Below are 26,795 nucleotides of genomic sequence, written 5' to 3' on the forward strand. Positions count from 1 at the left end.
CGGACGGGCCGGAGGGCCGTGGCGAGTCGCCACGGCCCTCCGGGGGTGAGCTGAGTGATCGTCAGGAGACGGTCACGTCGTCGTAGTAGGTGTAGGTCGGGTCACCCGGGTAGTTGTCGTCCTTGTTGGTCAGGGTGAGGGTGTAGCTGTGGCCGGCGGTGACGTTGGCCGTCTTGTTGACCCAGGCCGAGGTGGCGGCGCAGGTCTTGGCGAGCACCGTGGTGGTGGTGCCGGTGGTGTTGTCCTTCAGGGTGGCGGTGGCCCAGTCGTAGGTCACGGTGTCCGGGCAGGTGTTGCTGTACCAGAAGGACAGCTTGCTGGAGCCGCTCGGGGCGGTGAAGGTCTGCGCGATGGAGGAGGTGTTGCTCGGGTTGGCCGAGCCGACCATCGCGCCGTAGCTGCCGCTGTGGGCGGCCGAGCTGGTCACGCTGGTGTTGCCGCTGGAGGTCCAGCCGGTCAGGTTGCCGGTCTCGAAGCCGCCGTTGGTGATGGCGCCGCCACCGCCGCCGGAGCCGGAGACGGTCCAGCTGAACGACGCGCTACCGGAGGCGCCGGTGCTGTCCTTGGCGGTCACGGTGACCGAGGAGGTGCCCGCGGTGGTCGGGGTGCCGGTGATGTCGCCCGAGGAGCTGATCGACAGGCCGGCCGGCAGGCCGCTGGCCGAGTAGGTCAGGGTCTGGCCCGAGCCCGAGTCGCTCGCGCTGATCTGCAGGTTGACCGCGGTGCCCACGGTGCCGCTCTGGCTGCCAGGGTTGGTCACCGTGACGGTGTTGCCGCCGCCGCCACCGCCGTTGACGATCGGGTGCGAGATCGCGCAGGCGTTGGTGTCGTTGGACCAGCTGGCCTGCTCGGGGTAGGTGCCGAACGAGCCGAACGAGATGTTGGCCGCGCCGCCCGTGGTGCCGGGGGAGAGCCAGGCGCACTCGTCGGAGTTCTCCTGACCGTTGAACGAGCTGCCCGAGACGTGGTTGGTCCAGCCGCCGGCCGGGTTCATGTCGGACATCATCTCGTGCCACTCGTGGCCCAGGGTGATGGTCCAACCATCAAGGGTACCAGGTGAGTTGACGAAGCCGACGCCGCAGCCCGAGCCCGAGTCCATGTTGTAGGGCTGGTTGCTGAACGCGATGTCGCCGTAGGGCGAGTTGACCGCGCCGCCGGTGAGCGAGGAGTCACCGGTGTAGTCGTGCCAGGCGCAGTACTGGCCCTGGTAGCTGTCCGGGTTGGTCCCGGTCGGCGACATGATCACGTAGTACGCGTTGCGGTTGGAGCCCGACGCCGTGTTGCCGAAGTGGGCCGCCGCCTTGACGGCCTCCTGGCCCAGCTGGTTGCCGCTCGCGGCGCTCGGTGAGGCGGCCGAGGTGTCCTCCCAGACGCCGGACAGCACGCCGCCGGTCTGGTACGGGATGAAGTTGGCGTTCGACGGGCAACTGGTCGCCCCGGAGGCCACGTTGGGGCCGTCGCACCACTGGGTCAGGTCGGCCGACCAGAGCTCGTTGTTGGTGCCGATGCCCTTGAACATCTGCTGGGCCGCGCCGGCCGCGCCGTCCGCGTCGCCGGAGAACTGGGCGTTCCCGTTGCTGTCGGTGCTCTGTGAGCCCCACTGACTACCGTAGAACACCAGGTAGACCTTGGCGTGGCCGCTGTTCACGCCGACGCCGTCGATGGCGCCGCCGTAGGACAGCGTCTCCGGGCCGGTGGCCGCGGTCGCGGCCGGGTGGCCGGCGTCCCACGACTTCATCTTGGAGTTCTGCTGAATGGTCGGGATGACCCCGTGCCGGTACGAGTGGTTGTACGACGGGTTGTAGGGGTTCGCGACCGATTGGCTGGTGGCCGACGAGGTGCTGGCCGGAGACGCGGCCGCGGTCATGGCGACACCGGTGATCAGCGACAGTGCCGCTACGCCGGTCAGGGCCGCTCTGGCGGCACCGCGGATCTGGGGAGTACCCATCTGTGGGGGGAATCCTCTCTCCTGCAGACCGTCAACGTGCCTGGTGGGCACGGACGGTCGGCTCTGTGGGGTCGACTGCGAGAGGCGCACTTGAGGAGCCGGCCCGCGTGACGCATGGGTCCGGCCTGGCGTGCTGGATGGCACTGAGCCTAGGGACGCGGCTGTTTGGGGTTCACACCGCGCGAGTGGGGGGAGCAAAACTTGCGGGTCGCGGCAACGGTCCGCAACCGTAGGGCAGTTGATGCGCCGTTCGCTGCCGTGAAGCAAAGCAGAGTTGGCAAGTTGCGGTCAACGGTGCGAACGCCAAATTCGTGCCCCGACCGACCGATCGGTCGTGATGCTTGCCGGTGGCGGCGCCGACCGTTATCGAATTCCCAGCCGCCCGAGCATGTCGCCAAGCAACTCCTGGGTGTGGTCGGCGAGATAGAAGTGCCCACCGGTGAACGAGCGCAGCGCGAACGGGCCGTTGGTCCGCTCGGCCCAGGCAGCCACTCCCGCCTCGTCCACATACCGCTCGGCGTCGCCCAAGTAGCCGATCACCGGCAGCTCCAGGGGTGCGGCGCCCGGTTCCGGACGGTAGCCGTCCACCACCGAGTAGTCGTTCCGCAGCACCGGCAGGATCAGCTCCAGTAGCTCCGGGTACTTGAGGAACTCGGCGTCGGTGCCGCCCAGTTCGGTGAGATCGGCGATCAGCTCGGCCTCGGTGACGTTCGCCAGGCCGCGCTTGATCTCATGGCCGGGAGCGGGGCGGCTGGAGAGGAACACGGCGCGCAGCGTCGAGTGGCCGGCCAGTCGGCGCGCCGTCTCATAGGCCACCATGGCGCCCATGCTGTGGCCGAAGAACGCCAGCGGCGCATCGGTGAGCGAGGCGCAGGCCTCGGCGATCGGGGCGGCCAGCCCGGCGACCGAGCCGATCAGCGGCTCCCGGAACCGGTCCTCCCGGCCCGGGTAGCGCACCGCCAGCACCTCCACGCCGGCCGGGACGGCCTGGCCCCACGCACGGAAGTAGCCGGCTGCGCCGCCCGCGTGCGGGAACAGGAGCAGCCGCAGTCGGGGAGTAGCCGTCGGCGGCGTGAGGCACCGGAACCACTGCTCGGCCGTCGTGCTGCCCATGCCCGCTCGCTCCCCCAGTCGATCTTGTCCGGGTCAGCGTACCGCGCGGACCTCGGCGAGCAACTGCGCCCCGGACCACTGGCGCGCGTGGCCCGGCTCGGCCCGCTCCGCGGCCCGGACCAGCTCCAGCAGCCGGGCGTTGGCCGGGGCGGTCAGACCGTGCTCGGCGGCCAGATCCACGATCTCGCCCTGCAGGCTGCCGATCTCGGTCGGCCGCCCCCGCCGCAGGTCCTCCCACATCGAGGACCGGGCCTGGTCGTCCACCCGCAGACTCGCCGCCGCCAGCCGCTGGAACACCCGGTCCGGCAGCCCCAGCACCCGGGCCGTGACCGGCGCCGGGAACGGCCCCAGCCGCGCCACCGGCAGCCCCGCTGCCCGGAACGCCGCCAGCCCCTCCAGCTGGCAGAGCGCCAGGCAGCGCCGGAACGCCCGCTGACCGAGCTGCTCCCGCAGCGGCAGGCCGGACAGCGCGTTGATCGCGTTGTTGAGGTTGACCAGCAGCTTGGCCCGCTGAATGGCCTCGATGTCCACCGCCGTCCGGGCCGCCAGCCCCGACGCCGTCAGCGCGGCCACCAGGGCGGCCGCCGCCGGCTCGTCCTGCACCATCAGCGCCCCCGCCGTGCCCCGGTGGAAGGTGCCCGGCACGGTCTGCAGCACGTTGTACGGCACCATGCCCGCCAGCACCGTCTGCCGCGGCAGCGCAGCCCGCAGCACCGCCGGGTTGTGCAGGCCGTTCTGGAAGCTGACCACCACGGCGGGCCGCTCGCCCAGCACCTGCGCCAACTCCTCGGCGGCCGCCGCGGTGGCGGCGCTCTTCACCGCGACCAGCACGTAGTCCGCCCCGGCGGCCGCCGCCGCATCGGTCGCCACCGTGAACGCCCCGGGCGGCACCGTCCGGGGCGGCCGGTCGCCGCCGGAGAGGGTGAGCCCGTCGGCCAGCGCGTCCAGCACGGACGGCCGGCCGATCAGCGTGACGTCGGCGTGCGCCGCGAGATGGCCGCCCAGATAGCAGCCCACACTCCCGGCGCCGAACACGGCGATGCGCGGCCGCGCCATCCGTCCCTCCTCGTAGTGAGCGCCCAGCAGGGGCGGTAGGAAGCGCCACTCCCATGGAGGCCTGTCCGTTGGGCGGCTGGTGGGGCCGCCCTGGTGCCAGTTGTTGCTGTCGCACCTGTCGCCCGCGCGCTTCGTGGCCCCGCAGTTGGCCGGATTTCTGTCGGTCCAGTCTAGGCAGGACCGGGATCGGGGCGAACCATGGGTAAGGCCGCGCCGCTAGGGCCGTTCAGTGAGCGCGAATTCCGTATGCCGAGAGCGTTGGAGGCCGCCGGTCAGGCAGCTTTGACCTCCAGGTTGCACCAGACTTCCTTGCCGAGGGCACCGAGTGGCCGTACGCCCCAGGAATGGGCGAGTTGCTCGACGAGGAGCAGGCCGCGGCCGCCCTCGCGGGTACAGGCGTCCTGGATGACCGGGAGGCTGAGGGCGGCGGTGTCGGCAACGCCGATGCGGAGGCGGTCGCCGGACAGTCGCCAGGCTACGGCGGCGGTCTCGCCGCCGTGCAGCAAGGCATTGCCGAGCAGTTCGGACAGGACCAGGCAGGCGTCGTCGGGGTCCAGACCGTGGGCGGTGAGGTGGTCACGGAGGCGATGGCGGGCCGTGCCCACGGTGGCGCGGACGACGAGGGCGGTGAGGGTGTCCTCGTCGTCGGGATCGGACGGCCCGTCAACGGCATATGTGAGCAAGGGAACGAGAGACATGAGTGCTCCTGTGCAGGTAGATCTCCCCCTGTGGGGGTGGTGGCCCGCCCCGGTCGGACGCCGTGCACAGTGCGACGACCGCGGCGGGCCGCCCGCGTGGCCTCTTCCCCAAGCTCGACCGCGCGGGGGTCTATGGCGGTGGTCCCGCCCACCGACGGTGGGGCATGCAGACCGCCGGGCTAGGCGGTGAGGTTGATAACGATTCCGAGGTGCACCTGCTTCATCAGGAGGAGCGTGGCGTCCAGCTCGCGCTCGGTCGCGCCGGTGCGGGAGGTGACCAGATGGTCCAGCGAGCGCCCGAGGGAGCGCAGCTCGGAGAGGGCGACGGCCTGGTCGAAAGGACAGGCGAACTCGTCGTTGGTGAGCTCAAGTGGATCGGGTCGCGTAGTCATACAGGGATGATCGGCCGCCCGAAAGGGCCGAAGTGACACACCCTGTGACACTCGCTCAGACAGCACGGGTCCACCGGCAAAAGGCCCGCAACTCCTCGTTCCGGCCTCGGGACAGCCTCAGCATTGTCGCCAGCTGAGCCCTCACCTGGCCGTGCTCCCGCACATGCTGGGGCGCGATGCGCCGTGCGACCTGCAACGACTCAAGGGCGTGCTCGCGCTGTCCCAACTGCATCTGCGCGCGGCCGAGATCGATGTAGTAGTGCGAGCGGCGCTCGGCTGCCAGAGTTCGCGGAGGTTCCCAGCGGTTGGCCCCGGCCATCGCGCGGTCGAGATCGGCTGGGTCTGCAAGTTCGACGGCGACCGCCAGTTGGTGAATCCGCAGGGAGTCCGGGCCGACTGCGGTTCCGTCGTACAGGCGCTCCGGCACCTGCCGGACTAGGAGTTCGGCGAGTGAGAGGTGGTCGCGGGCCTGGTCGGCGTTGCGCATCCGGCCAGCGACTACGGCCGCCCTCATGTGTAGAGCCGCAGCCGACGCTACCTGGGTGACCGTGTTGAGTGGCGGCATTGCGTCGAGGGCGGTCTCAACCGACCGGAGGCCCTGACTTAGTCGGTCCGAGGCGAAGTAGATCTCGATTCGCACATAGGCTGCGGCAGCGAGCAGCGCCGGATCCTCGGCGAAGTCTGCTGCCCAGTGCATCAGCCCGATGAGCCGCGCCGACAAGTCGGTGTAGCCGAACTTGTAGGCAACAGCGTCCGCTGCTCGGAGTGCGAGCGTCAGGAGATGGGCGACGCGCCGTCGGTGGCCACCGGTTGCCGTGTCCAGGGCGCGGAACAGCTCCTCCAGTAGCGGCGGTACCTGCTCGGCGAGTTGGCCGTAGCGGGAGTTGACACGGTGGTGCGTCAGCTCGTCAACTCCCAGAATCAGGGCCTCGGTCGGCCTGATCGGGCCGTCATCCGGCAGATCGTATGTGGCAATGGCGCTTTGAACGGCCGGGATCGCTCGGTGAACGCGGCTGTCGGTCCGGCCCGGGCCTCCGAGCAACTCGTCAGCCGTAGTGCCCAGCGTTTCGGCCAGCACGTCCAGCACCGCGTCGCTCGGGCTGCGCTCGCCGCTCTCCAGCTTGCGAAGCATGCTCACGGACACGCCCGACGCTTCGGACACCTGGCTTCGTGTCAGGCCGGCAAGCGCGCGGGCTGTAGCGATTCGGTATCCGAGCAGGACGGCGCTGGGCATACTGGACTCCGTTCCGTGCCGACTACTCGGGACGGTACCCGGGTCCATATGGCCCAGGGACCAGAAGTGCTTCAGCGTTCCACCATGGTGTGCTTCTTCATACTGATTGGGTCAGCAGATCCGCCAGCTCGGCGAGCGAGTTGACTGTCCACTCGGCGTCGGGCGCGGACCGCAGGTAGCCGATCGGGCCGCGGCGGATGTGCGCGGTGCGGAGCCCGGCGCTCCGAGCCGGGGTGATGTCGTTGGCCGGGTGGTCGCCCACGTAGACAGTCTCATGTGGCTGAGCCGGGACCCAGTCGATGAGGTGCTGGAAGAAACTCGGCGACGGCTTGGCGACGCCCCACTCAGCGGAGGTGGCGATCCCGTCGACGGGCAGCAGCAGCCGCCGGAGGCACTCGCCTGCACGCACGTTCTGGTTGCCGGCCACCCCTACCCAGATCCCGGTGTCCTTGAGTCGCTGGAGGGCAGCCCGGGCATCTGGGTACAGGTCGGTTTCGTCGAGGTACTCGTCGTGGCCAGCGGCACGCCGCAGCTCCCACTCCGCAGGTACATCGAAGTCGGGGCGGATCAGGCGGATCGCCTCGGCGTTGTCCAGGTCTTGAGCGAGGACGGCGCCGACGAGTGCGGACATGGTGTGCGCGGGGACGCCGAGCCAGGTGGCCCAGTCACGCCAGTAACGGGTGTCGCTGGTGAGGGTCTCGCCGACGTCGAGCACCACCGCCTTGATCGTCATGGGGGGCAGCGTAGCGCGGCCTGGAAACCGTGCTCCGCGAAAGCACCCAGTGCGGCGTCCAGCAGCGCCGCCCGGGGCGCGGGCGGCGCCTGGTGGTGCTCCTGGACAGGGTGCGCTCTCGTCGGGATCGGCTCAGTCCACCAGGTCCGGGTCAGAGGCCAGGATCTGGTCGAACAGCGGCTGCGCCTGGAACCAGCCGGCCAGTGGGCCGCCGAGCTGCTCCCGGGATTGCAGCGCCGTGTCGTGGTTGATCAGGTGGGGCGTGCCGGCGGCCATCGCCAGCAGCTGCGCCTGGCAGGACCGCTCCATCGTCACGAACCACCAGACCGCTTCGGCCACCGTCGAACCCACCGTCAGCAGACCGTGGTTGGCGAGGATCACCGCCTTGTGCGGGCCGAGCGCCGCACCGATCCGCTTGCCCTCCTCCGCCTCGGTCACCACGCCGCGGAAGTCCGCGTAGAGGCCGTGGTCCTGGTAGAACGCGCAGGCGTCCTGGGTGATGGGGTCGAGCGGGATGCGCAGGCTGGAGAACGCCTTGCCGTGCAGCGAGTGCGAGTGGGCCGCCGCGACCACGTCGGGCCGGGCCGCGTGGACCGCGGAGTGGATCACGAACGCCGCCTTGTTCACCAGCCGCCGCCCGGCCAGCAGATTGCCCTGGTGGTCGACCAGCAGCAGGTCCGAGGCCTTGATCATGTTGAACGACATGCCGAACGGGTTGACCCAGAACCAGTTCGGGTTCTCCGGGTCGCGCACCGTGATGTGCCCGGCCACGCCCTCGGAGAAGCCGAACTTGCCGAACAGCCGGAACCCGGCCGCCAACTGCTCCTTGCGGTACTGCCGTTCCTCCTCGACGGTGGCGAAGCTGGGCGGCAGCGGGATGGTGACGTCGGTCGGGGCCGGGCCGACCAGGCCGGCGACGGGCTCGGTGGGGCTGGCGCTCATGGAGGACTCCTTCTCGGCAGACGAAGACCGGCGCCCAGAAGATACGCGCGTACATCCGATACGACAATGCACCTATCGCGCCGTCAGCTTCCCCGCCCGCTCCCAGCCCCAGTAGCCCAGCACCGCCGCCAGCGCCAGCGCCAGCGCGCCCACCGGCACACAGGCCGTGGTGGTGTCCGCCCGCAGCGCGTCCGACAGCGGCGCCGACAGCACCAGCACCGCCAGCGCCGGCCCCGCCGCATACCAGGCGGCGAACACCAGCGGCCCGGTGCCACCGCCCGCACCCCCCGCCGGAGACATGATCAGATCGCGCCGCATCACGCCCCGGCAGGCGTTCACCAGACCGGCCGCCACCAGCGCCGGCACCAGCACCGGAGCCAGCCAGACCGCCGGACCGCCGCCGGCCAGGGTCACCACCAGCGCCGCCACCACGGCCAGCAACCCGCCCAGCGCGACCGGCACGATCGCGTGCCGCAGCATCAACCCGGTGATCCGGTACGGCGACCAGGAGGACCGCCGCAGATCGTCGGTGTCCACCCGGGCCGGCTCCAGCAACTGCGCCACCGCCAGGTACCCGAAGAGCAGCGCCGCCCCCGAGGCCACCCAGGACGGCAGCCCGCGAGTGCTGTGCGCCGGCACCGCGCAGAGCAGCGCGGGCGCGGTCAGCAGCACCGCGCGCCCCAGCCGGGACGGCGCCCGCAGCAGTGCCGTCGCGTCCCGCCACGGCACGATCAGCCACTTCTGCCGCGGCACCGGCAGCCGCAGCCGATGCCACGGCCGCGACCCGCCGGCGCCGCTGACGGCCAGCCGGGCGGCTCGCAGCTCGACCTTGCGCAGCGCGGCCAGCACGCCGGCGGCGGTCCGGGCGCGCTCCCGCAGCCGGTGCAGCGGGATGGCCGCCGCCGTCCGGTCCGCCAGCACCAGCGCCGCCCCGGTGCCGCCGACCAGCAGCGCCGCCGCCACCCAGGCACCGGGCACGGACGCATGGGTCGGCCCGAGCGCCGCGATCCCGGCCCACCCCCACGGCCCCGACCACAACTCACCGCGTTCCAGCCACCCCACCCGGTGCCCCGCCACCGCGAACCCGCACTGCACCGCCAGCCCCAGCACCGCCAGCACGGCGGCCGGCGTCAGCCGGCGCACCCAGCGCGCGGCCCGGTCGCTGCGCTCCACCCAGACCGCCGCACTGGTGGCCAGCAGCGGCACACCGAGCCCGCCGACCAGGCACCAGCCGAACGCCGCCGCCAGCCCCACCCGGTCCATCAACCCCAGCGCCACCATCGCCCCGCAGGTCGCGACCAGCCCAGGAAAGGCGGCCAGCGCGCAGGACAGCCAGAACCACGGCCGCAGCACCGGCCGGGGCCGCACCGGATGCGCCAGCAGCCAGTCCATCGCGGCCCGCGGCGGCACCACGGGCCCGCGCCACATCGCGTCCCGCAGCATGACGAGGAACGTGCCGAGTGCGACCGCCGTCACCCCGGTGGGCAGCGCCGCGAGCAGCTGGCCGCCGTGCCCGGTGTAGTCGGCGCCCATCCGCTGCTGCAGGAACAGCCCGAGGCTCGGCATCCCACCCCAGATCACCAGCCCCAGCAGCACGCAGTAGAGCGCGAACCCGACCTGCTTGGCCCGGCCCACCCGGTGCGGGGCGCGCAGCCGGCGCAGCAGCGCCAGTGCCTCCGGGGTCCAGTCGTCCGCCTCCGTCCAGGGCGCGGGCGCTTCGGTCTGCGAGGCCGTCACCGCAGACCCACCCGGGTCAGCGCCTGGTCCGCCGGACCCTCGGCCAGCACCCGGCCGTCCTCCAACACCACTACCCGGTCGGCCACTTCACGCGCCAGGTCGGTGTGGTGGGTGACCAGCAGCACCGCCACGCCGTCCGCCAACTCGCCGCGCAGCAACTCGGCCAGCTGTCGCCTGGCCTCCGGGTCGAGGCGCTGCTCCGGCTCGTCCAGCAGCAGCAGGTCACGCGGCCGCACCAGGGCGCAGGCCAGCAGCAGTGCCTGCAACTGGCCCGAGGAGAGCGCCGACGGCAGCACGTCGGCCCGCTCGGTGAGCAGCCGGTCGGCAAGGACCTGGGCCACCCACTCCTGCGAGTCGGCCACCCCGTGCGCGACGGCGACCAGCAGCAGGTGCTCGCGGACCGTGAGATCCGGATAGTGCGCCACCGTGTCGCCGACCACCGCCACCCGGGCCCGGATCCGCGGATCGTTCTCGTCCATCGGCAGCCCGTCGAACCGCACCGTCCCCGCGGTCGGCCGCTCCCGCCCCGCGGCCACCCGCAGCAGCGTCGACTTGCCCGAGCCGTTGTGCCCGAGCAGCGCCACGCACTCGCCCGCCGCCAGCGACAGGCTGATCGGATGCAGCGCCATCCGGTTGTCGTAGCTGCGACTCACCTTGGACAGCTGCAGGAGTGCCTTGGTTTTCTCGGCCATCAGTGGGGTGCCTCTCGATGTGCGGTCGATAAACACTAGCGAGCCTGCCTGAGAGACTCGGCCGGGCTCGTTGCCACGGTGCTGCCGCCTATGCCGTCCCCTGCGCCGTCCCCGCCAGGCGTGACCGTACGTGAGCCTGCGCGCCCGGCGGGAGCGTGGCGAGGATGTCGGCGATCGAGGTGCCCGCGAGGGTGGCCCGCCAGGCCTCGTGGGCCTCGGCCATCTTCGCGGCCAGGATGCAGGTGTGCCGGCACTGCTCGGGCGACAGCGCCCCCTGGCCCTGCCGGCGGATCTCCCGGCACTCATAGGGCGGGGCCGCGCCGTCGACCGCCTCGACGATCTGCAGCAGCGTGATCTCCTCGGGCCGGCGGGCCAGCCGGAAGCCGCCCCGGGGGCCCGTCGACGCGGCCAGTGCACCGGCCTTGACCAGCGGCTGGAGCTGCTTGGCGAGGTACGGGGCGGGGATGTCGAAGTACAGCGCGAGCTGCGCCGCCGACGCCGTCGTCCCGGTTTCGAGCTGGGCCAGCGTGGTGGTGCAGTGCAGGACCCACTCGGTGCTCACAGGCAGCTTCATGCCCGTCAGTTTAGCCGGGGCGAGGCTATTGAAGATATTGCAGATCTGTTTAGTCCGAGATAGCCTCGGGCCGTGGATCCGGATGACACCGGGTCCGCCTCATGCACAGATCAGGCAGAGATCGATAGGGGAGACGAGCCATGCGAATCGCAGTCGCCGGTGCTACCGGGAACATCGGGGCCCGCACCGCTGCCGCCCTGGAGCGCGACGGGCACGAGGTCGTCCGGATCAGCCGCGCGCTCGGCGTGGACCTGGTGACGGGGGAGGGGCTCGACACCGCGCTGGCCGGGGTGGCCGCCGTCGTCGACGCCATCAGCCCGCCGGTGCTCGACCACGACGAGACGGTGGCGTACCTCGGCGCCGCCACCCGCAACCTGCTCGCCGCCGGGGAGCGGGCCGGTGTCCGCCACCAGGTGCTGCTCTCGATCGCCGGCATGGACCGGATCGGCGGCGGTGGCAACGCCCACTACGCGGGCAAGCGCGAACAGGAACGCCTGGTGGCCGCCGGCCCGCTGCCGTGGACCATCGTCCCGGCCACCCAGTTCCACGACTTCGCCGAGCTGGTGGTGAGTTGGACCGAACACGACGGCGCTGCCCTCGTCCCCCCGCTGCTGGTCCAGTCGATCGCCCCCGACGACGTGGCCGCCATCCTGGCCGAGCTCGCCACCGGCGATGCGCAAGGCCGCTACCCCGACATCGCCGGCCCCGGCACAGAGGACCTGGTCGACATGGCCCGCCGCACGCTGGCGGCACGCGGCCGCACGGTGAAGTTGCGGCCCACCTGGAACGGCCCGTTCGGCCTGGCGGCGGCGGGCAACGTGCTGCTGCCGGGCGAGGGTGCGCGGATCGCGCCGACCACGTTCGACGAGTGGCTGGAGGGGCAGCAGGCCTGATGGGGCGCCAGTGCGGGAACTTCGGGGTTCTGGGGGCGCCCGCCGTCAGTGCTGGACTGCCAGTAGCGCCCCCAGGTAGCGCGCAACCTCCGCGTGCAGCTCCTCGCGCCCCGGCGGGTGCTCACTCCCGCTGCCCACGGCGGAGTTGAACAGCACCCCGTCGCACCAGCGGACCAGCCGGCAGGCGTCCGCGTCCGGTGCCGCCGAGCCGCATCCGGCCAGCAGGGCGGCCGCAAAGTCCAGGAAGCCGGCGCCCAACTTGTCGTAGACGGCGCGCAGTTCGGGGCGACGGGTGGCTTCCAGGGCGAGTTCGAAACGGGCGATGGTGAGCGTGCGGCCGGTGGTGAGCGCCTGGTGCAGGGCGCCGCCGGTCAACTCCGTGAGCAGCTCGCGCGGTTGGCCGGGCGGCAGGGGGGTGGGCGCTTCGGGTGCCTCCAGCTCGGCGATCCGGGTGATCGCCAGCTCCAGCAGTGCCGCCCTGGTCCGCGCCAGGTTGGAGGTCGAGCCGGTGGGCAGTCCGGCGGCCTCGTCCACGGCCCGGTGGGTCAGCCCGCGCAGCCCGCGATCGCCGATCAGTGCGATCGCGGTGTCGGCGATCAACGTCGGGCGGTCGGGCTTCGGGCGCTCGGGCTTCATGGCTCCGATCATCGCGGTTCCGCTCCCTCCGACCCAAAACTCCCTCCGACTCAAACCACACTACATCTGTAGTATCGTCGACATCGGAAGCAAACTACACCTGTAGTATCCGGGGGTTGGATCATGGAAGCGATCGTCATCGGCGGCGGAATCGGCGGCCTGGCAGCCGCCCTCGCCCTGCACCGCCTCGGCCACCAGGTCACCGTGCACGAGCGGGCCGCCTCCCTGGAGCCCGTCGGCGCCGGCCTCGCCGTGGCCCCCAATGCCCTGCGCGCACTCGACCGGCTAGGCATCGGAGACCACCTGCGCGCCCACGCCGGGCCCGACCACCCGGCCGCCGGCCTGCGCCGCCCCTCCGGTCGCCGGCTGGCCCGGGTCGACTACGACGCCATGGCCGGCGTCTTCGGCGACAGGCTGGTCGCGGTCGCCCGCTCGGTGCTGGTCGACACGCTGGCCGCCGCCCTCCCGCCCGGAACCGTCCGCACCGGCTCACCGGCCGAACTGCTCGACCACGGCACCGCCGACCGCCCCGCAGTGGTCCGCACCGCCGACGGCGAGCGCACGGCCGATCTGGTGGTCGGCGCCGACGGCATCCGCTCCGCCACCCGGGCCACCCTCTTCCCGCGCCACCCCGGCCCGCGCTATTCCGGCTTCACCACCTGGCGCACCCTGATCCCGTCGCCCCCTCGCGCTCCGTCCGCCGTCGGCGAGATCTGGGGGAGTGGGGGACTGGTCGGTGTCGTCCCCTTGGTGGAGCGTCAACTCTACGTCTACGCAGCCGCCTTGGCCACAGACGGTTCCCGTGCCGCTGATGGCGACGAACTCGCGGAACTGCGGCGCCACTTCGGCACCTGGTGCGAACCCGTCCCCGAGCTCCTCGCCGCCGCCGACCCGAACCGCGTGCTGCGCCACGACGTTTGGGAAATCGCCGACCCGCTCCCCGCCTACCACCACGGCCGGGTCGCCCTCCTCGGCGACGCCGCCCACGCCATGTCCCCGTTCCAGGGCCAAGGCGCCTGCCAGGCCATCGAGGACGCCCTGGTCCTCGCCACCACCCTCGGCACCGACCCCGTCACCACCCTGCCCGCCTACACCGCCGCCCGCCTACCCCGCACCACCGCCATCGTCGCCGGCTCCCGCCGCGTGGGCGCCCTGGTGGCCCGCAACACCCCGGCGGGCGTCCTGGTCCGCGATGCGCTGCTCGCCGTCACGGGCCTGCTGCCGCAGCGCCTGGTGCTCCGTCAGATGGCGCGTACGTACGGGTGGGAGGCGCCGGTGCTGGTGAAGAGCGACCGCGTTGCCGAACGAGGGTGATGTGGTCGCGGGTACCGGAGGGCGGGCCGGTGGAACTGCCCGTCAGCGCTCGCGGCGTAGGAACTCGCGGGCGCCGCGCAGGGTGGTGTGCAGGAGGCGTTGCGTCCGAGTGCTGTCCAAGCGGACGTCCAGTGGGCCCGGGGAGTCGGTGTCGGCGAGGCGGCCGGCGGGGAGCAGGGTGGCGTCCAGGCCGTCGCGGGCGGCGATCAGGAGGCCGAGTTCGTGGCGGCTGAGGGCGTCCGATCCTGCGACATGGCACACGCCCGCGTGATCGGAGGCGCTCAGCTCGAGGAGGGCCCCGGCGAGGTCGGTGACATGGATGGGGCACCGGATGGCATCGGTGAACAGGACGCCGTTCCGCCGCCCGGTGGCCAGGTCGTGGACGAGTGCCTCGTGGACCGAGTCGCCGTCGCCGATGATCAGCGAGGTGCGGGCGATGACGGCGGCCGGGGCGAACAGGCGGATCGCCGTTTCGGCTGCGGCCTTCGCGGCCCCGTACGGGGTGATCGGGTCGGGGTCGGCGGATTCGTCGTAGTGGACGTCGGCGCCGGAGAAGACGGCGTCACTGGATACGTGCACCAGGCGGGATCCGTACCGACTCGCGGCCATCGCCAGGCGGGTCGGGCCGTCGGCCGTGGTGGCCCAGTCGGCCTTGCGGTACGCCGCGTTGATGACGACGTCCGAGCGGGTCTCCCGGAGTGCCCGCGCGATCTCGTCGCTGCGACGCAGGTCCATGGGAAGCCAGCGGACTCGGGGGATGTCGCCGGCCCGCGTGGTGAAGGTCGCCGTTACGGCGTGCCCGGTTGCCGACGCCTGCCGGGCCAACTCGCGGCCCAGGAAGCCGTTACCGCCTACGATCAGGATGTTCATGGTCCACCACGCTATGACGCCGCGCGCTGGCACGTCATCCGGCCGGCGCCAGCACCGCGTCCGCCACCTCCGCCACCGGGCGCCCGCTGCCCACGTCGATGTGGTTCAGGCCCAGGGTGGTGACGGCGTCCAGCATCGCCGCCTGGTAGCGCAGCGTGCGGGCCGTGAACCTGTCCATCAGATGCCGCTCCTGCTCCGTCGCCTCGTCGTAGCGCCCGGCTGTGCGGATCCGGGCGCGGAGCAGGGCGTCGTCAGCGGTGAGCCAGACGGCGGTCGTACCGGGGGTGGTCAAGGTGGCGACGCGGGTCGGCCAGAGCGCCGATCCCTCCAGTACGAGGCCCGGGCCCTCCCCGGCCGCATACGTGGTGACGAGTTGTTCGATCCGGGGCCACAGCCGTTCGTAGTGGTCGAGCACGGAGGCCAGCAGTTCATCGACCGTGAGGGTGCCGTAGTGCTCGGCCACATGCGCCGGCACCTCCCGCTCGGGCGTCCGCCACGGCCGCCCCGGGTGCCGCGCCAGCCCGTCCGTCGACAGGCAGTCGAAGCCGAGCCGTTCCGCGATCGCTTGGGCCACGGTCGACTTGCCGACGTTGGACGTGCCACCGATCAGGACTACCCGGACTGCGTGCATGCTGTCGACGCTACCGCCGAGCCGGGCCACTGTCAGGTTCCACCACTACCCTCGGACCCATGAGCGAGACGATCACCTACCGCACCGGAGACGCCACCGCACCGCACGGTGATGGGCCGAGGGTGATCGCACACGTCTGCAATGACGCGGGCCGCTGGGGGAGGGGGATCGTGGTGGACATCTCCCGGCGGTGGCCGCAGCCGGAGGCGGCGTTCCGGCAGTGGTACCAGGGGCGGGCGGAGAACGACTTCGGGCTGGGTGCGCTGCAACTGGTCCAGGTGGAGCCCGAGTTGTGGGTGGCGAACATGGTGGGCCAGCACGGTGTGCGGAGCCGGCGCGCACCCGGTGCGCCGGCGCCGGTGCGGTACGAGGCGATCGGGCAGGCGCTGCTGCGACTCGGCGACGAGGCGCTGCGGCTCGGGGCGTCCGTGCACATGCCGAGGATCGGGTGCGGGCTCGCCGAGGGGCGCTGGGAGGTGGTCGAGCCGCTGATTCGGGAGCAGCTGACGGACCGTGGAGTTCCGGTCACCGTCTACGACCTGGCGGGGGAGTGACCGGTTTCACCCTTGGTAGCAGGCTGACCGTCAGCAACCCAGCGAGCCCGCGAACTCGGCGAGCACCGCGAAGTCCCCCTCCCGCAGCCCGATCCGCGGGTTGACGTGGTGCAGCAGCGCGGGCCCCTGATGGTGAGCGGTCACATACGCTTCGTCCGCGTCCCCCAACTCGTCGTCCACCCAGGCGAACGGGCGGCCGGCGGCGTACTCCACCACCCGCTCCGTCTTCCAGTGCACGCCATCCGGGCGTTCCTGCAGCAGGGCGGGGCCGAAGTCGATGTAGGGCAGCTCGGGCAGGTTGACGGCCGGGCTGACCCACCGGTTGGCGTGGGCTTCCCACGCCGTGGCCCAGCACAGCTCGAAGTCCAGTGCCAGCAGCGCCGCTCCGTGCTCCGAGTTGAGCCACACCCGCAACGTGGCACCCGGTTCCCGTATCCGGGGCACCCGCAGGGTGAGGTACCCCGCCGGGCGCCGTTCGGGCTTGGCCGCATAGGGGTTGAGCGGGCCATCGACGTCGAGGAAGAGCAGGGGCCGGTCCATATCCCCTATGGGTACCGCTGGTTGACCGATCTGGGAAGCTCCCGCCCCGCCGGCGGTTGTGGCCGGCAGGTGTCAGCCGAGCAGGGCGCTCAGCAGCTCGTCCCCGGCGGGATACGGTGACGCGGCGGGGAGCAGGCACTCGGCGGCCGCCAACTGCCCTTCGCGCACCAGTCCGTGGATCTGCCGGGCCAGCGGGGTCACATCGGTGATGGCGGTGATCCACTCATCGGCGTACCGGTGCGCGGCCTCGCCGGCCAGGCCCAGCTGCAGCGAGCGGTACGGCAGCGGCTGCAGCCGCAGGTCGCGTTCCGGATCCCACTGCACGCGGGCGGGGGAGCGCTTCAACTGCCGCTGCCAGGAGGTCCGGTCGGTGTGCAGGCCGGGCTGGTAGCTGGACAGGCAGGCGTTCCGCAGCGCCCAGTCGAAGCCCTCGCGGGTGATCTCGACGGCGAGGACGCTCTCCTGCCCCTCCTTGGTGCCCCAGCCGCAGCGGTACATCATCCAGAGGAACGAGGGCTTGATCCAGGTCATCCGGTCGCGCTTCCAGGCCTCCGGGAAGCGGCCGTCGCGCGCCGCGGGCAGGCCGATCTCCGGCCGGTACGCCTGGTAGACGGTGATGGTGTCCGCGGTGTGGGTCGCGCGGATGCGGTACTTCGGTTCGTCCACGAGGACGTCGGCTTCTTCCATGACGTGACGATCATGGAGCCCGCCGCTGCCGAGCGGCCACCGATTTAATCCGGCCCCGCGTTGATCCGCTCCCAGTGCGCTAACCAAACGACGCACCGGGTCCGGCCGCCGGTCGGTACCGTTCTCGGCGGGGCAGCCGCCTCGGAGGCAGGACATTCGAGCACCTCGACCTGGGAGGCACAACATGCGCGTCAAGCACGCTCTCGCACTCGCTGTGAGCGGCGCGGTGCTGGCAACGGTCGGCGCCGCGGGCGTCGCGTCCGCGAGTACCGGTACTGCTTCAACCACCGTGACCCCGAACGCAGTCACCCTGTACGAGTACCAGAACCTGACCGGCCCGTCCGTGGCGGTGCCGGGCAGCGACGGCACCATCGTCAACACCAGCACCCTGCGCTACAGCGACGGGTCACCGGTCAGCACGATCGGCTCGCTCTACAACGATGAGCCGATCACCGTGCAGCTCTTCTTCGGCCCGTACTTCCAGGGCCCCTCGGTGGCCGTCCCCCCGTACGCGTTCACCAACCTGCAGAACTTCCCCAATTGCGCCGGGGGTTGCACGCTCTACTTCAACTAGCGGCAGCCAGCCGGTGGTAGTAGGCCCACCCACTACGGGCGCAGCTCCACCGAGAGGTGCGAGGACAGCGCGCCCAGGAACTCCGGCGCGTCGAAGATCTCACCGGCGGAGACGACGCCGACCGCCTTCGTCCGCCCGCTGAGGATCCGGTCGACCGCCTCCACCACCAGCGGCGCGGTGACGGCGTAGATGTCCCGGCCGGTGGCCACCGCGCGCCGTTCGGCGTCGCCGGAGCGCACCACGACATCGACGAGGAAGGTCTGCGCGGACCGCCCGTGCGCGTCAACTGCCGCCGGGGCCGGGGTTTCCGGGGCCACCACGTCCTCGGCTGCCTCGACCGTCATGTAGGTGCGCACCTCGGGGATCGCCAGGTGGCTGGGCACGGTGACGACATCGGCCATGGTGAACTCCCCGATGACGGAGCGAGGTCCCATCGGCTCGGGGAAGGACCACTCCAGGATCGGCGGGGCGTCGTGGCGGTAGCGCAGCTGCCCCTTCGTGTACACGGGGCGGCCGCCGCCCCGCCGCTCCCGGGAGACCGCGCCCGAGCTGCGTGTTCCGGCCGTCGGGTGCCAACTGCTCAGCGCGTACGCCACGTTGGCCTCGTCGGCCGCCGTCCAGTCGCCCATCGCCGCGGTCACCAGGAGGTCGCCGAGGCCGCCGTAGAACGCCATCGCCGGGACGATCACCGCATCTGCCGCGCGGGCGCGATCGGCGAAATGCGTGAACGTGTCGGCGTTGGCCTCGATTTCGGCCGCCACATCCAGATAAGGGATCCCGGCGCGCAGGGCCGCCTCGATCACGGGGGCGGCCGTCAGGGCGAACGGCCCGGCGCAGTTGATGACGGCCGCCGCGCCGGCCAGTGCGCGGTCGAGGGAGGCCGGTTCCTCGGCGGAGGCCTGGCGGGTCTCGAACCCGGTCTCGGCCGCCAGGAGTTGCAGCTTCTCGGTGTCACGCCCGGCGAGCACCGGAACGAACCCGCGCTCCCGCAGCTCAGCCACCACGAAGCGCCCGGTGTGCCCGTACGCGCCGAACACCGCCACCGTGAGTCCCGATCCCATGAGCTCTCTCCCGTACCCGAGTTGATCTGCTGTCACGGACCATCCTGCTGGGAGCGGCCACTCCGCCACGAGTGTCCGGAACGACAGGCCTCGTACAATTCCGGACATGACCACTGTCGCGCTGGCCGTCACCGACGGGATGCTGCATTTCGAGCTGGGCATGGCGTTCGAGGTCTTCGGCGCCAACCCGGCCGGCCTGGCGGACCCTTGGTACCGCCTCGCCGTCTGCGGGCCGACTGCCATGCGGGTCGGGCGGTTTCGCCTGGAGCCCGACCACGGACTCGACCGACTCCCGGCTGCCGACACCGTGATCGTCCCGGGCTGGGCGAACGTCGACCGGCAGCCGCCCGCCGACCTGGTCGACGCGGTGCGCACGGCCCACGAGGCCGGCGCACGGGTGGCTTCCCTCTGCACGGGCGCGTTCGTGCTGGCCGCCGCCGGCCTGCTGGACGGACGGCGCGCGACCACCCACTGGGCCCATACCGACGTCCTGGCCGCCCGCTACCCCGAGGTGACGGTCGACCCGGACGTCCTCTACGTGGACAACGGCAGCGTGCTCACCTCCGCGGGCAAGGCCGCCGCCATGGACCTCTGCCTGCACCTGGTCCGCCTCGACCACAGCTCGGCGATCGCCAACCGGCTCGCCCGCCGCCTGGTCGTGCCACCCCACCGGGACGGCGGCCAGGCCCAGTTCATCACCACCCCGATGCCCGCCCCGGACAACCACCCACTCGCCGACCTCTTCCCCTGGGCGCTCGAACGGCTCGACCAGCCGCTCACCGTCGAGGACCTGGCCCGTCAGGCCCGGATGAGCTCGCGCCATCTGGGCCGCCACTTCAGGACGGTGACCGGCACCACGCCGCTGCAGTGGCTGCTGACCCAACGCATCCGCCGCGCCCAGGAGTTGCTGGAGACTACCGACGACAGCGTCGACCGCATCGCGGAGGTCACCGGCATGGGCACCGCCACCACGCTGCGCCGCCACTTCAACCGCACGGTCGGCGTGCCGCCGGACACCTACCGCCGCACCTTCCGCACCAGGAACCGGTTGGGGTGAGTTCCGACCGGGTTGCGGGTCATCCGCTGCGGGGCGCCGAGAGCATCGCCGAGCGCGAGGAGGACCGTGGCAGGCCGGGGCGGAAGGTGCAGCCCCGGCCGGGGCGGGTGTCGAGTTCGGCGAAGACGAGGCCCGACTGCGGACATTCCGCAGTCAGGGCGCCGTTCCACTCTCACGGCCACCCCTGAGCGGGTGGTGGGAACGCGATGAGAAAGATGGGAGAATCTGTAGGGTACCTGCCAGCGACGCCTGACCCTGAAGCTACCGTCGGCCGCCGAACTCCCAGTTGTGCACCTCGACATCGGCGTACCGGTCGGGGGACAGCACGGCGCGCGCCGCGTCCGGATCCGCCGCCCGGACCAGCGCCGCCGTGCCCAGCCGGCTCGCGCCGTCGTCGGACAGCAGGGGGCCGTAGGCGATCAGGTCGGTCGTGTCCGGCGGCACGTCGAGGTCGGCGTCCCCCACCGCGCCGAGCCCGAGCACCAGATACCGGTTGCCGCCGCTCCGGCCACCGGGGAACTCCCACATGGTGCGCCCCAGCAGGTTGCGCCACCGCCGGATGAGGACGTCCCGGTACACGCCGGCCTGGTAGTTGGGCTCGTCGAAGGCGAACGCGCGGGCGGCGGCCGGGTCCGGCAGGTCCACGATGTGCACGCTGCCGGTGGGCGCGTCGTCGTCGGTGAAGGTCGGGCCGCGCGCGATCAACTCGGCGGCGTACTGGTCCATGTAGGACCAGTGCCGCTCCACCAGCTGGTTGCGCAGACCCTCGGAGGCAGGCCGGTCCCGGTGATAGACGAAGAACTCCATGCCCGGAGGGTCTCAGCAATCGGGCCCCGGAGCGAGCGGGTTTCCCAGCGGTGATCGCTCGGCCGGGGTCAGATCCCGAAGTACTCCACAGCCCGCCGGGCGACCTCGTCAGGCTCCAACTCGGTGTTGTCGATCAGCAGATGCGACTCGGGGATGTGGGCGAAGTCGTCGACCGAGTTGAGCCGGAACTTGGCGTCCATGTCGACCAGGTTGCCGTTGGACCACTCCAGGTCGCGCTTGGACGCCTTCTCCGCGAGCCGCGATTCGCCCGCGTTGCGCTCCAGCCGAACGCCCTGATCGGCGGCTAGCTCCAGGAACAGCACCCGCGCGCCGCGCTCGCGGAACGGCGCCGCGTAGCGTTCGACGAGCGCGGCGTCGGCGGGATCGTCGAAGTCCCACACGACGGTGAACACCAGCCCCCGCAGGTCGCTGGCGGCGGCCTCGGCGAAGATCTGCTCACGGAAACCGTGGTTGAGGCGCTGGAACTGCGGCGACTCATAAGGGAACAGCCGCAGCAGCGGCTCGATCGTCAGGTGGTTGTGAAAGAGCTTGAAACCCGTTCGCTCGGCGATGGCGCCGCCTACGGTCATCTTTCCGACCGCGGCCGGGCCGACGACGATGAGCAGGGTCGGGGCTGTGCTGTGGGACATCGCGACAGGATAGGGGCCCGACGTGATCTTCGTCGACCGGATACCGAACGGGTTGGTCTGGAAGTCCGGCGTGCTCCCGGACCCGGGTCAGCGCTTGCGGGCCACTCCGGACCAGTAGTAGGCGGCGGTGGGGTCGGCGGGCGGTTCGCCGTCGGGGCGCCAGGCCATGACGGGGACGACGCCGGGCTCCAGGAGCTCCCAGTCGCCGAAGAAGCGCGCCACCTCGTCACGGGTGCGCGGCACCAGGGTCATCTGGCCCTTGCCTGCCGCCTCGACCACGGCGGCCATCGCGGTCGGGTCGAAGTCCCAGCCGGGGTGGGTGATCGCCACGTAGCTGCCCGGGGCCAGGGCGTCCATCAGGACCCGGGCCCGGCCCCAGGGGTCGTCCTCGTCGGCGACCAACATGAGGACGGCCACCAGGGTCAGGCCCACCGGGCGGGTGAGGTCCAGGGTGCGGGTCAGGACGGGGTCGGTGAGGATCGCCTCCGGCTCCAGCAGGTCGGCGTGGATGTAGGCGGTGCGGCCCGAACCGGTGCTGTCCATCAGCGCGCGGGCGTGGGCGAGGACGATCGGGTCGTTGTCGACGTAGACCACCCGGCTGTCCGCAGCCACGGCCTGGGCGACCTCGTGCGTGTTCCCCTCCGTCGGTATGCCGGTGCCGATGTCGAGGAACTGGCGGATGCCCGCCTCACCCGCCAGGTGGCGCACGGCCCGGCCGAGGAACCGGCGGTTCTCCCGAGCCATCACCTTGATGCTCGGGATCGCCTCCTCGAACGCCTCGCCCAGGGCCCGGTCAGGCGGAAAGTTCGTCTTGCCGCCGAGCCAGTAGTCGTACATCCGGGCCGAGTGCGGAACGCCGACACGCAGGTCAACCGGCTCCACGGACTCCGCCGCCGACTCGTCGAGCCCGCGCCTCATCCAGCTGTCATCATCCGACAACGTACCCACCCACCCCTGCTCCGGATCTCAGACGGATCGTCAACAATCTATCCTAGCCATTGACTTCACGCGGCAGGATGGAGAGAGCGTCGAAGGGCTTCCGCTGCCGCGCACGGCTCACGGGTGCTGGAAGGTGACCTCCGGGTTCGCCGGTGACGGTCCGTCGAGCAGCGGCTGCGGAATGCCCTTCAGCTGGAAGTCGAAGAAGGCCCCGAGGTAGTCGCGGGTGAGCTGCAGGCCGCGGGTCGGCGCGAGGGGCTCGGGCGGCTCGGGAAGGCCCGCCTGGGACGCGAGCAGCGGCACGTCCGTGAAACTGCCGTGCTCGGCGCCGGCGAAGGTCAGCCAGCGCTTCCAGCCGTCCAGACGCGTCCAGCCCTTGCTCCAGCTGGGGTCCTGGCCCGGGCTCTCGTCGGCCTGGGCGCCGATCAGCAGGAAGGGGCGGCCGTCCAGGCCGGTGGCCGGCACTGGTGGGCGGAAGGTGCCGTCCAGGTCGGCGCCGGCCCGCACCCGCCGGTCGGCGGCCATGGTCGCGGCGGTGGCGGCACCGCCGATGGAGTGGCCCGCCAGACCGATCCGCTGCTGGTCGATCAGGCGGGCGTCCTGCCAGGCCGGGTGGCGGTCGGTCAACTGGTCGATGACGAAGGAGAGGTCCTTCGCACGGCTCCGGGCTACGGCCGCCGGGCCGCCTGCCGGGGGCTGCTCGCAGATGACGCAGCCGAGGGTCCGGCCGTCGGGGAAGGTGATCCCGGGCGCCTCGTAGGTGTGGTCGACCAGCGCGACGACGTACCCGCGGCTGGCCAGGTCGACGGCGACGCTGGTCAAGGTGGCCCGGGGCATGGTGAGGCCGGGCGAGAGCAGCACCAGCGGGAACCGGCCGGGGGCCGGGCGTGCATCGGTGTACGCCCAAGTCCGGGTGGCGCTGAGCGCTGGGGCGAGGCCGGCGGCGTTCGGAATGTTGTCGTGCTGCATCCAGGCCAGGGCTCCTGCCGTGGTCATGTAGGGGGCGGGCCCGCCGGTCCCGGGGCGGGCCGGGTAGTACATGGAGACCATCAGCTGCCTGGGCCCTGCGGCCGGCACCCAGGGGTCCTGCCGGTGCGTGTCGACCAGGTGCAGCGTGTTGAGGCCGACCGTGAACGGGCCGGTCGGGCGCGGCAGTTCCGTGGGGACGAGGGCCTGTGGCGAAGCTGCCGCAGTGGCAGCGGGCGGGCCGCCGGCGGCGGTGGCCGCCCCGGCGATCGGCAGCGGGAGGACGAGCGCGAGCACGGCGGCAACGGCCGTCCGACGGAGTGTGGTCATGCCGAGGAGGCTAGGCCGCGCACCCGGCTCCTGACGTCCGTTCAGGGGCGGACCGCCGCCTCCACCCGCAGGCGGATCAACCGCTCCGCCCTGGGGCGGACGGGCCGTCAGCCTGGCGGCGGACGACGGCCACCGCGGCCGGATCGGCCCCTACATGATCACGTGAAACCAACTGGGCGACCAGCGGGTCCAGCCCCTCGAACCCGCAGTCCCTCCAACTGGCACCAAGAGGCGGCGTTATCGACGTTCATTTGGTGCGGTTATCGCACAAATCATCCATTGGGGGAATCACCAGACCTTCCTGCGATCGGCGGTCTAGCCTGCGGGCATGCCGTGCTCCCCGCTGCGGCCGATTGAGGAGGAATTCCGTGACATCGCCCTGTGACCCCGCAAACGCTCCCGTCGGCGATGTCGGCGCCGCGCTCATGGTGGTCGACTCCCGGCTCAAGGCCATCTACGACGGCGGGAGCAAGACCGACCCCGAACAGCAGCAGATGATCGACCAGTTCGCCGCATCCATGGACCGTGCGGGATTCGATGCGCTGCTGGACGGCGCGTGCACGCTCATCTACATGTACATGAGCTGGCTGCGGGCGGCCTGCGAGGATCACGACGAGGACGTCATCGAGTACGTGGTGCCAAGCGTGGTGGCCACGATGCGCATGATGCCGAAGACCTTCAAACCCGAAGTCATCCCCACCATGACCGGCCTGCTGATCGCCGCGGGCACCGGCCTGAGCCCCAACCTGTGGCGCGCGCAGTACGGAGACTGGACCAGCGCCGAGATGAATCCCCTGGAAGCCACGGTCGTGCTGCTCGCGGAGAAGATCAACCGGATGGCCGGCGACGACCATGACTTCGCCACTCGCTTGATCACCGGGGCGCTGTCCGGCTCGGACGTCGACTGATGCGCCGCGTCTCGCACGGGCGGGTACGCCTGCGGCGCGTCCGCCCGCTGCCGTGGGTGGGATCCGCGCGACGCTGATCGCGCGGCGGCCGCCAGGCCTCGGCGTCGTCGCTCCGCGAAAGCCGAGGCCGTGTCCGAAAGCCACCGCTGGCCGGTTCGGTGGGCTTGCGTGGCCCGCCGGGCACCCCCGAGGCTGGGCGGTACCGGCCGACCAGTGGCACTGGTCACAGGAGGGGGTGTCCGGGGAGTGTGGCATGCGGCCATCCGAAGCGGGAGCAGCCGCATGGGCTTCGGCACGGTGAGTCGGAGGTCCACGCGTATCTCAGCACCTCTTGGCGGCTGGCGACCCCTACACCGCCTGCAGGAAGGTCCGATCCGTGCCTCCTTCTCCGACCTCGCCTCTGCTGAAGTACCGCACGTCCACCAGCCCGGCGCCGCTGCACGCGGATGCCGACTCCCCGACCCAGGCCACCATCAACCTCGCCGTCCTGCCGGGCAACCAGGCCGCTCACTGCTCCCGCATCGAAATCGCCGTCCCGGCGGACGACACCCGCGATCGGGCGTACTTCAGCGGACAGCCGGTCGCTTCCAGTAGCAGCAGTGACTGGACCTCCTCCATCCAGAGAGCCTCCGGGCAGAAACTGAAGCTCCCCGGGTCTCCGGCGGGCGAGTACTACCTCGTCACCTTCCGGCTGCAGAACGCACAGAAGGACCTGATCAACTACCCGCTGAACTTCGGCTTGAGCGGTGATCTCATGTCCTCCGGCGGCCCGCTCGCCTACCGCATCCTGGAGCACTCGAAGACTTCCGCAGGCGCCGGATACACCCGGAAGTTCAGCAAGCTGAGCCTCACGGTCGTCGAACCCGCCTTCTACCTGCACAGCTTCCTGGCGCGGGGGAGCCAGGCCCCGACGAGCGCACCGCTGACGAGCTTCAAGGCCGGCAGTCCCATCCATCTCACCTGGTCGAGCAACGGCACCTACTTCCAGCTGTACGACGGCAAGTCCACCAGCCCCGTACAGCAGGGCCCCGCTGCGTCCTTCACCCTCCCGAACGGCATCACCAGCGACACCACGTTCATCGTGGCCGCAACCGTGCTCTCGGGAACCCAGGGAGCCGCCAACGGCTTCACCCCGGTCTACCAGTACGCCACCCTCACGCTCACCGTCCCCGACCCCACCCTGGACACCCTCACCGTCCGCAACAGCATCACCACCCAGTCCGCGCTCACCGTCAACGGACCGCTCAACGTCAACGGACCGCTCTACGCCAACAGCAACCTCATCGTCAGCGACGGCGGGCGCACCAAGTTCACCTCGGTCGGCGCCAACGGACTCCGCGTCACAGGAGAACTCACGGTCGACTCCGGGCTCACCGTCACGGAAGACCTCGTGGCGAATGGTCCTGTCTACGCCAACAAGGACCTCAACGTTGCCTACCGCGGGACGACGAAGTTCACGTCGATCGGCGCCAACGGGCTCCACGTGACGAGGGATCTCACGGTCGACTCCGGGCTCACCGTCGCGGGCAACGTCATTGCGCACGGCACCCTCTACGCCAACAAGGACTTCAACGTCGCGGACGGTGGGACGACGAAGTTCACGTCGATCGGCGTCAACGGGCTCCGCGTCATGGGGGATCTCACGGTCGACTCCGGGCTCAGCGTCGCGGGGATCGTCGTTGCGCACGGCGCCCTCTACGCCAAGAGCGACCTCAACGTCGAGTACGGCGGCACGACCAAGTTCACGTCGATCGGCGCCAACGGACTCCACATCAAGAAGGAGCTCACCGTGGACGGCAACCTCCGCGCCAAGAAGGGCGTCTCGTAGGAGCGGCACATCCGGTGAAGCGCCGAGCTCCGCATGGAGATCGGACCAGAGCCGCGCCCCGGCCGGGTGACGGATCCGATCCACGAGCCGCAGGAGGGACTACGCGACGATCCGTGATCACCGCACCCGGGCGGGTGCGGTGATCACGGACAGCGCCGGATGCAGGGCACGGGCGCGTGCGCCATTCAGGTGAGATCGGCCGCACCGCTCCGCCCGACAGCCCACGTGGACACGAGTGGCGCCTGTGCAGTATGTCGGCCAAGGGTCCCTGACCTTCCTGCGGGCCGTGGCGGTTGTCTTCCCCACGGGGGTGCTCGGCGGACGGCGGTGTGTCGTTCTCAGCGACGGTTGAAAACTGACCGCTGAACGGCGGATGAAACGGGACCCACCGGAGTAAATCCGACCCTTCTTGCGATCGTCTGATCATCCTG

Annotated in this window: 28 protein-coding genes; 7 read left to right on the forward strand and 21 right to left on the reverse strand. The window is 71.2% G+C overall.

The genetic code is table 11. The features are described 5' to 3' along the window. Positions 1–61: 61 nt before the first annotated feature. The 11 genes from P3T35_RS30435 to P3T35_RS30485 all read right to left on the reverse strand — a co-directional run bounded on the left by P3T35_RS30435 (position 62) and on the right by P3T35_RS30485 (position 11,119). Positions 62–1,948: a putative Ig domain-containing protein gene (locus P3T35_RS30435; protein WP_180356705.1), complete on the reverse strand. Its 1,887-nt coding sequence runs from the start codon at positions 1,946–1,948 to the stop codon at positions 62–64. Positions 1,949–2,311: 363 nt separating this feature from the next. Then, positions 2,312–3,061: an alpha/beta fold hydrolase gene (locus P3T35_RS30440; RefSeq protein ID WP_101383333.1), complete on the reverse strand. Its 750-nt coding sequence runs from the start codon at positions 3,059–3,061 to the stop codon at positions 2,312–2,314. A gap of 33 nt (positions 3,062–3,094) precedes the next feature. Then, positions 3,095–4,117 carry a 2-dehydropantoate 2-reductase gene (locus tag P3T35_RS30445; RefSeq protein WP_180356706.1) on the reverse strand — a complete coding sequence of 341 codons (1,023 nt, stop codon included), beginning with the start codon at positions 4,115–4,117 and terminating at the stop codon, positions 3,095–3,097. 272 nt (positions 4,118–4,389) lie between these two features. Continuing rightward, complete coding sequence (locus P3T35_RS30450) at positions 4,390–4,815, reverse strand: ATP-binding protein (RefSeq protein ID WP_143676975.1); 426 nt, start codon at positions 4,813–4,815, stop codon at positions 4,390–4,392. A gap of 179 nt (positions 4,816–4,994) precedes the next feature. Continuing rightward, complete coding sequence (locus P3T35_RS30455) at positions 4,995–5,207, reverse strand: hypothetical protein (protein WP_101383335.1); 213 nt, start codon at positions 5,205–5,207, stop codon at positions 4,995–4,997. 55 nt (positions 5,208–5,262) lie between these two features. Continuing rightward, on the reverse strand, positions 5,263–6,441 hold the full coding sequence (locus tag P3T35_RS30460) for a helix-turn-helix transcriptional regulator (protein WP_101383336.1): 1,179 nt from the start codon (positions 6,439–6,441) through the stop codon (positions 5,263–5,265). 97 nt (positions 6,442–6,538) lie between these two features. Continuing rightward, the gene (locus P3T35_RS30465) at positions 6,539–7,174 is read right to left on the reverse strand and encodes an HAD family hydrolase (protein WP_280708576.1); all 636 of its coding nucleotides are present in this window, start codon (positions 7,172–7,174) and stop codon (positions 6,539–6,541) included. Positions 7,175–7,306: 132 nt separating this feature from the next. Beyond that, positions 7,307–8,116, reverse strand: coding sequence for a class II aldolase/adducin family protein (locus P3T35_RS30470; RefSeq protein WP_101383337.1), 810 nt, complete (start codon positions 8,114–8,116; stop codon positions 7,307–7,309). A 72-nt stretch (positions 8,117–8,188) separates the two neighbouring features. Continuing rightward, positions 8,189–9,853, reverse strand: a complete 1,665-nt coding sequence (locus P3T35_RS30475; RefSeq protein WP_101383338.1) for a hypothetical protein — start codon at positions 9,851–9,853, stop codon at positions 8,189–8,191. After that, complete coding sequence (locus P3T35_RS30480; RefSeq protein ID WP_101383339.1) at positions 9,850–10,545, reverse strand: ABC transporter ATP-binding protein; 696 nt, start codon at positions 10,543–10,545, stop codon at positions 9,850–9,852. Before P3T35_RS30480 ends, P3T35_RS30475 begins: the two co-directional genes overlap by 4 nt. 88 nt (positions 10,546–10,633) lie before the next feature. Further along, on the reverse strand, positions 10,634–11,119 hold the full coding sequence (locus tag P3T35_RS30485; RefSeq protein WP_101383340.1) for an Rrf2 family transcriptional regulator: 486 nt from the start codon (positions 11,117–11,119) through the stop codon (positions 10,634–10,636). A 140-nt stretch (positions 11,120–11,259) separates the two neighbouring features. Between P3T35_RS30485 and P3T35_RS30490 the strand changes: the two genes are divergently transcribed. Then, complete coding sequence (locus P3T35_RS30490) at positions 11,260–12,012, forward strand: NAD(P)H-binding protein (RefSeq protein ID WP_101383341.1); 753 nt, start codon at positions 11,260–11,262, stop codon at positions 12,010–12,012. A 45-nt stretch (positions 12,013–12,057) separates the two neighbouring features. Here the strand turns inward: P3T35_RS30490 and P3T35_RS30495 are convergent, their stop codons facing one another. After that, positions 12,058–12,648: a TetR/AcrR family transcriptional regulator gene (locus P3T35_RS30495; RefSeq protein ID WP_101385424.1), complete on the reverse strand. Its 591-nt coding sequence runs from the start codon at positions 12,646–12,648 to the stop codon at positions 12,058–12,060. A 123-nt stretch (positions 12,649–12,771) separates the two neighbouring features. Between P3T35_RS30495 and P3T35_RS30500 the strand changes: the two genes are divergently transcribed. After that, positions 12,772–13,962, forward strand: coding sequence for an FAD-dependent monooxygenase (locus tag P3T35_RS30500; protein ID WP_101383342.1), 1,191 nt, complete (start codon positions 12,772–12,774; stop codon positions 13,960–13,962). Between the two features lie 42 nt (positions 13,963–14,004). On the opposite strand, the gene P3T35_RS30505 is transcribed toward P3T35_RS30500, so the two are convergent. After that, positions 14,005–14,832, reverse strand: coding sequence for a sugar nucleotide-binding protein (locus P3T35_RS30505; protein ID WP_101383343.1), 828 nt, complete (start codon positions 14,830–14,832; stop codon positions 14,005–14,007). Positions 14,833–14,866: 34 nt separating this feature from the next. After that, complete coding sequence (locus P3T35_RS30510) at positions 14,867–15,463, reverse strand: AAA family ATPase (RefSeq protein ID WP_101385425.1); 597 nt, start codon at positions 15,461–15,463, stop codon at positions 14,867–14,869. Positions 15,464–15,522: 59 nt separating this feature from the next. Between P3T35_RS30510 and P3T35_RS30515 the strand changes: the two genes are divergently transcribed. Beyond that, positions 15,523–16,017: a macro domain-containing protein gene (locus P3T35_RS30515; RefSeq protein ID WP_101383344.1), complete on the forward strand. Its 495-nt coding sequence runs from the start codon at positions 15,523–15,525 to the stop codon at positions 16,015–16,017. Positions 16,018–16,047: 30 nt separating this feature from the next. Here P3T35_RS30515 and P3T35_RS30520 read toward each other — a convergent pair whose 3' ends face one another. Both P3T35_RS30520 and P3T35_RS30525 read right to left on the reverse strand, forming a co-directional pair. Next, complete coding sequence (locus P3T35_RS30520) at positions 16,048–16,557, reverse strand: hypothetical protein (protein ID WP_101383345.1); 510 nt, start codon at positions 16,555–16,557, stop codon at positions 16,048–16,050. A 72-nt stretch (positions 16,558–16,629) separates the two neighbouring features. Further along, positions 16,630–17,244: a DUF4291 domain-containing protein gene (locus P3T35_RS30525; RefSeq protein ID WP_280708581.1), complete on the reverse strand. Its 615-nt coding sequence runs from the start codon at positions 17,242–17,244 to the stop codon at positions 16,630–16,632. 184 nt (positions 17,245–17,428) lie between these two features. Between P3T35_RS30525 and P3T35_RS30530 the strand changes: the two genes are divergently transcribed. Further along, positions 17,429–17,818 (forward strand): hypothetical protein, encoded by a 390-nt coding sequence (locus P3T35_RS30530; protein WP_101383346.1) that lies wholly within the window; start codon positions 17,429–17,431, stop codon positions 17,816–17,818. Positions 17,819–17,850: 32 nt separating this feature from the next. Here the strand turns inward: P3T35_RS30530 and P3T35_RS30535 are convergent, their stop codons facing one another. Next, a complete protein-coding gene (locus P3T35_RS30535) occupies positions 17,851–18,879 on the reverse strand; it encodes a saccharopine dehydrogenase NADP-binding domain-containing protein (protein WP_101383347.1) in 1,029 nt (342 codons plus the stop codon). A gap of 106 nt (positions 18,880–18,985) precedes the next feature. Between P3T35_RS30535 and P3T35_RS30540 the strand changes: the two genes are divergently transcribed. Beyond that, positions 18,986–19,936 carry a helix-turn-helix domain-containing protein gene (locus P3T35_RS30540; protein WP_101383348.1) on the forward strand — a complete coding sequence of 317 codons (951 nt, stop codon included), beginning with the start codon at positions 18,986–18,988 and terminating at the stop codon, positions 19,934–19,936. A gap of 261 nt (positions 19,937–20,197) precedes the next feature. Here P3T35_RS30540 and P3T35_RS30545 read toward each other — a convergent pair whose 3' ends face one another. The 4 genes from P3T35_RS30545 to P3T35_RS30560 all read right to left on the reverse strand — a co-directional run bounded on the left by P3T35_RS30545 (position 20,198) and on the right by P3T35_RS30560 (position 23,628). Further along, positions 20,198–20,743, reverse strand: coding sequence for a YciI family protein (locus P3T35_RS30545; protein WP_101383349.1), 546 nt, complete (start codon positions 20,741–20,743; stop codon positions 20,198–20,200). A 68-nt stretch (positions 20,744–20,811) separates the two neighbouring features. Continuing rightward, positions 20,812–21,393 carry a hypothetical protein gene (locus P3T35_RS30550; RefSeq protein ID WP_101383350.1) on the reverse strand — a complete coding sequence of 194 codons (582 nt, stop codon included), beginning with the start codon at positions 21,391–21,393 and terminating at the stop codon, positions 20,812–20,814. An 87-nt stretch (positions 21,394–21,480) separates the two neighbouring features. Further along, complete coding sequence (locus P3T35_RS30555) at positions 21,481–22,311, reverse strand: SAM-dependent methyltransferase (protein WP_101383351.1); 831 nt, start codon at positions 22,309–22,311, stop codon at positions 21,481–21,483. Between the two features lie 138 nt (positions 22,312–22,449). Beyond that, the gene (locus P3T35_RS30560) at positions 22,450–23,628 is read right to left on the reverse strand and encodes an alpha/beta hydrolase (protein WP_101383352.1); all 1,179 of its coding nucleotides are present in this window, start codon (positions 23,626–23,628) and stop codon (positions 22,450–22,452) included. 368 nt (positions 23,629–23,996) lie between these two features. Here P3T35_RS30560 and P3T35_RS30565 point away from each other — a divergent pair, with 368 nt between their 5' ends. Together P3T35_RS30565 and P3T35_RS30570 are read left to right on the forward strand one after the other, a co-directional pair. Further along, positions 23,997–24,536, forward strand: coding sequence for a hypothetical protein (locus tag P3T35_RS30565; protein WP_101383353.1), 540 nt, complete (start codon positions 23,997–23,999; stop codon positions 24,534–24,536). A gap of 376 nt (positions 24,537–24,912) precedes the next feature. Beyond that, positions 24,913–26,364, forward strand: coding sequence for a hypothetical protein (locus tag P3T35_RS30570; protein WP_101383354.1), 1,452 nt, complete (start codon positions 24,913–24,915; stop codon positions 26,362–26,364). Positions 26,365–26,795: the final 431 nt, after the last annotated feature.

It is taken from the genome of Kitasatospora sp. GP30, assembly GCF_029892145.1.
GTDB classification, from domain to species: domain Bacteria; phylum Actinomycetota; class Actinomycetes; order Streptomycetales; family Streptomycetaceae; genus Kitasatospora; species Kitasatospora acidiphila.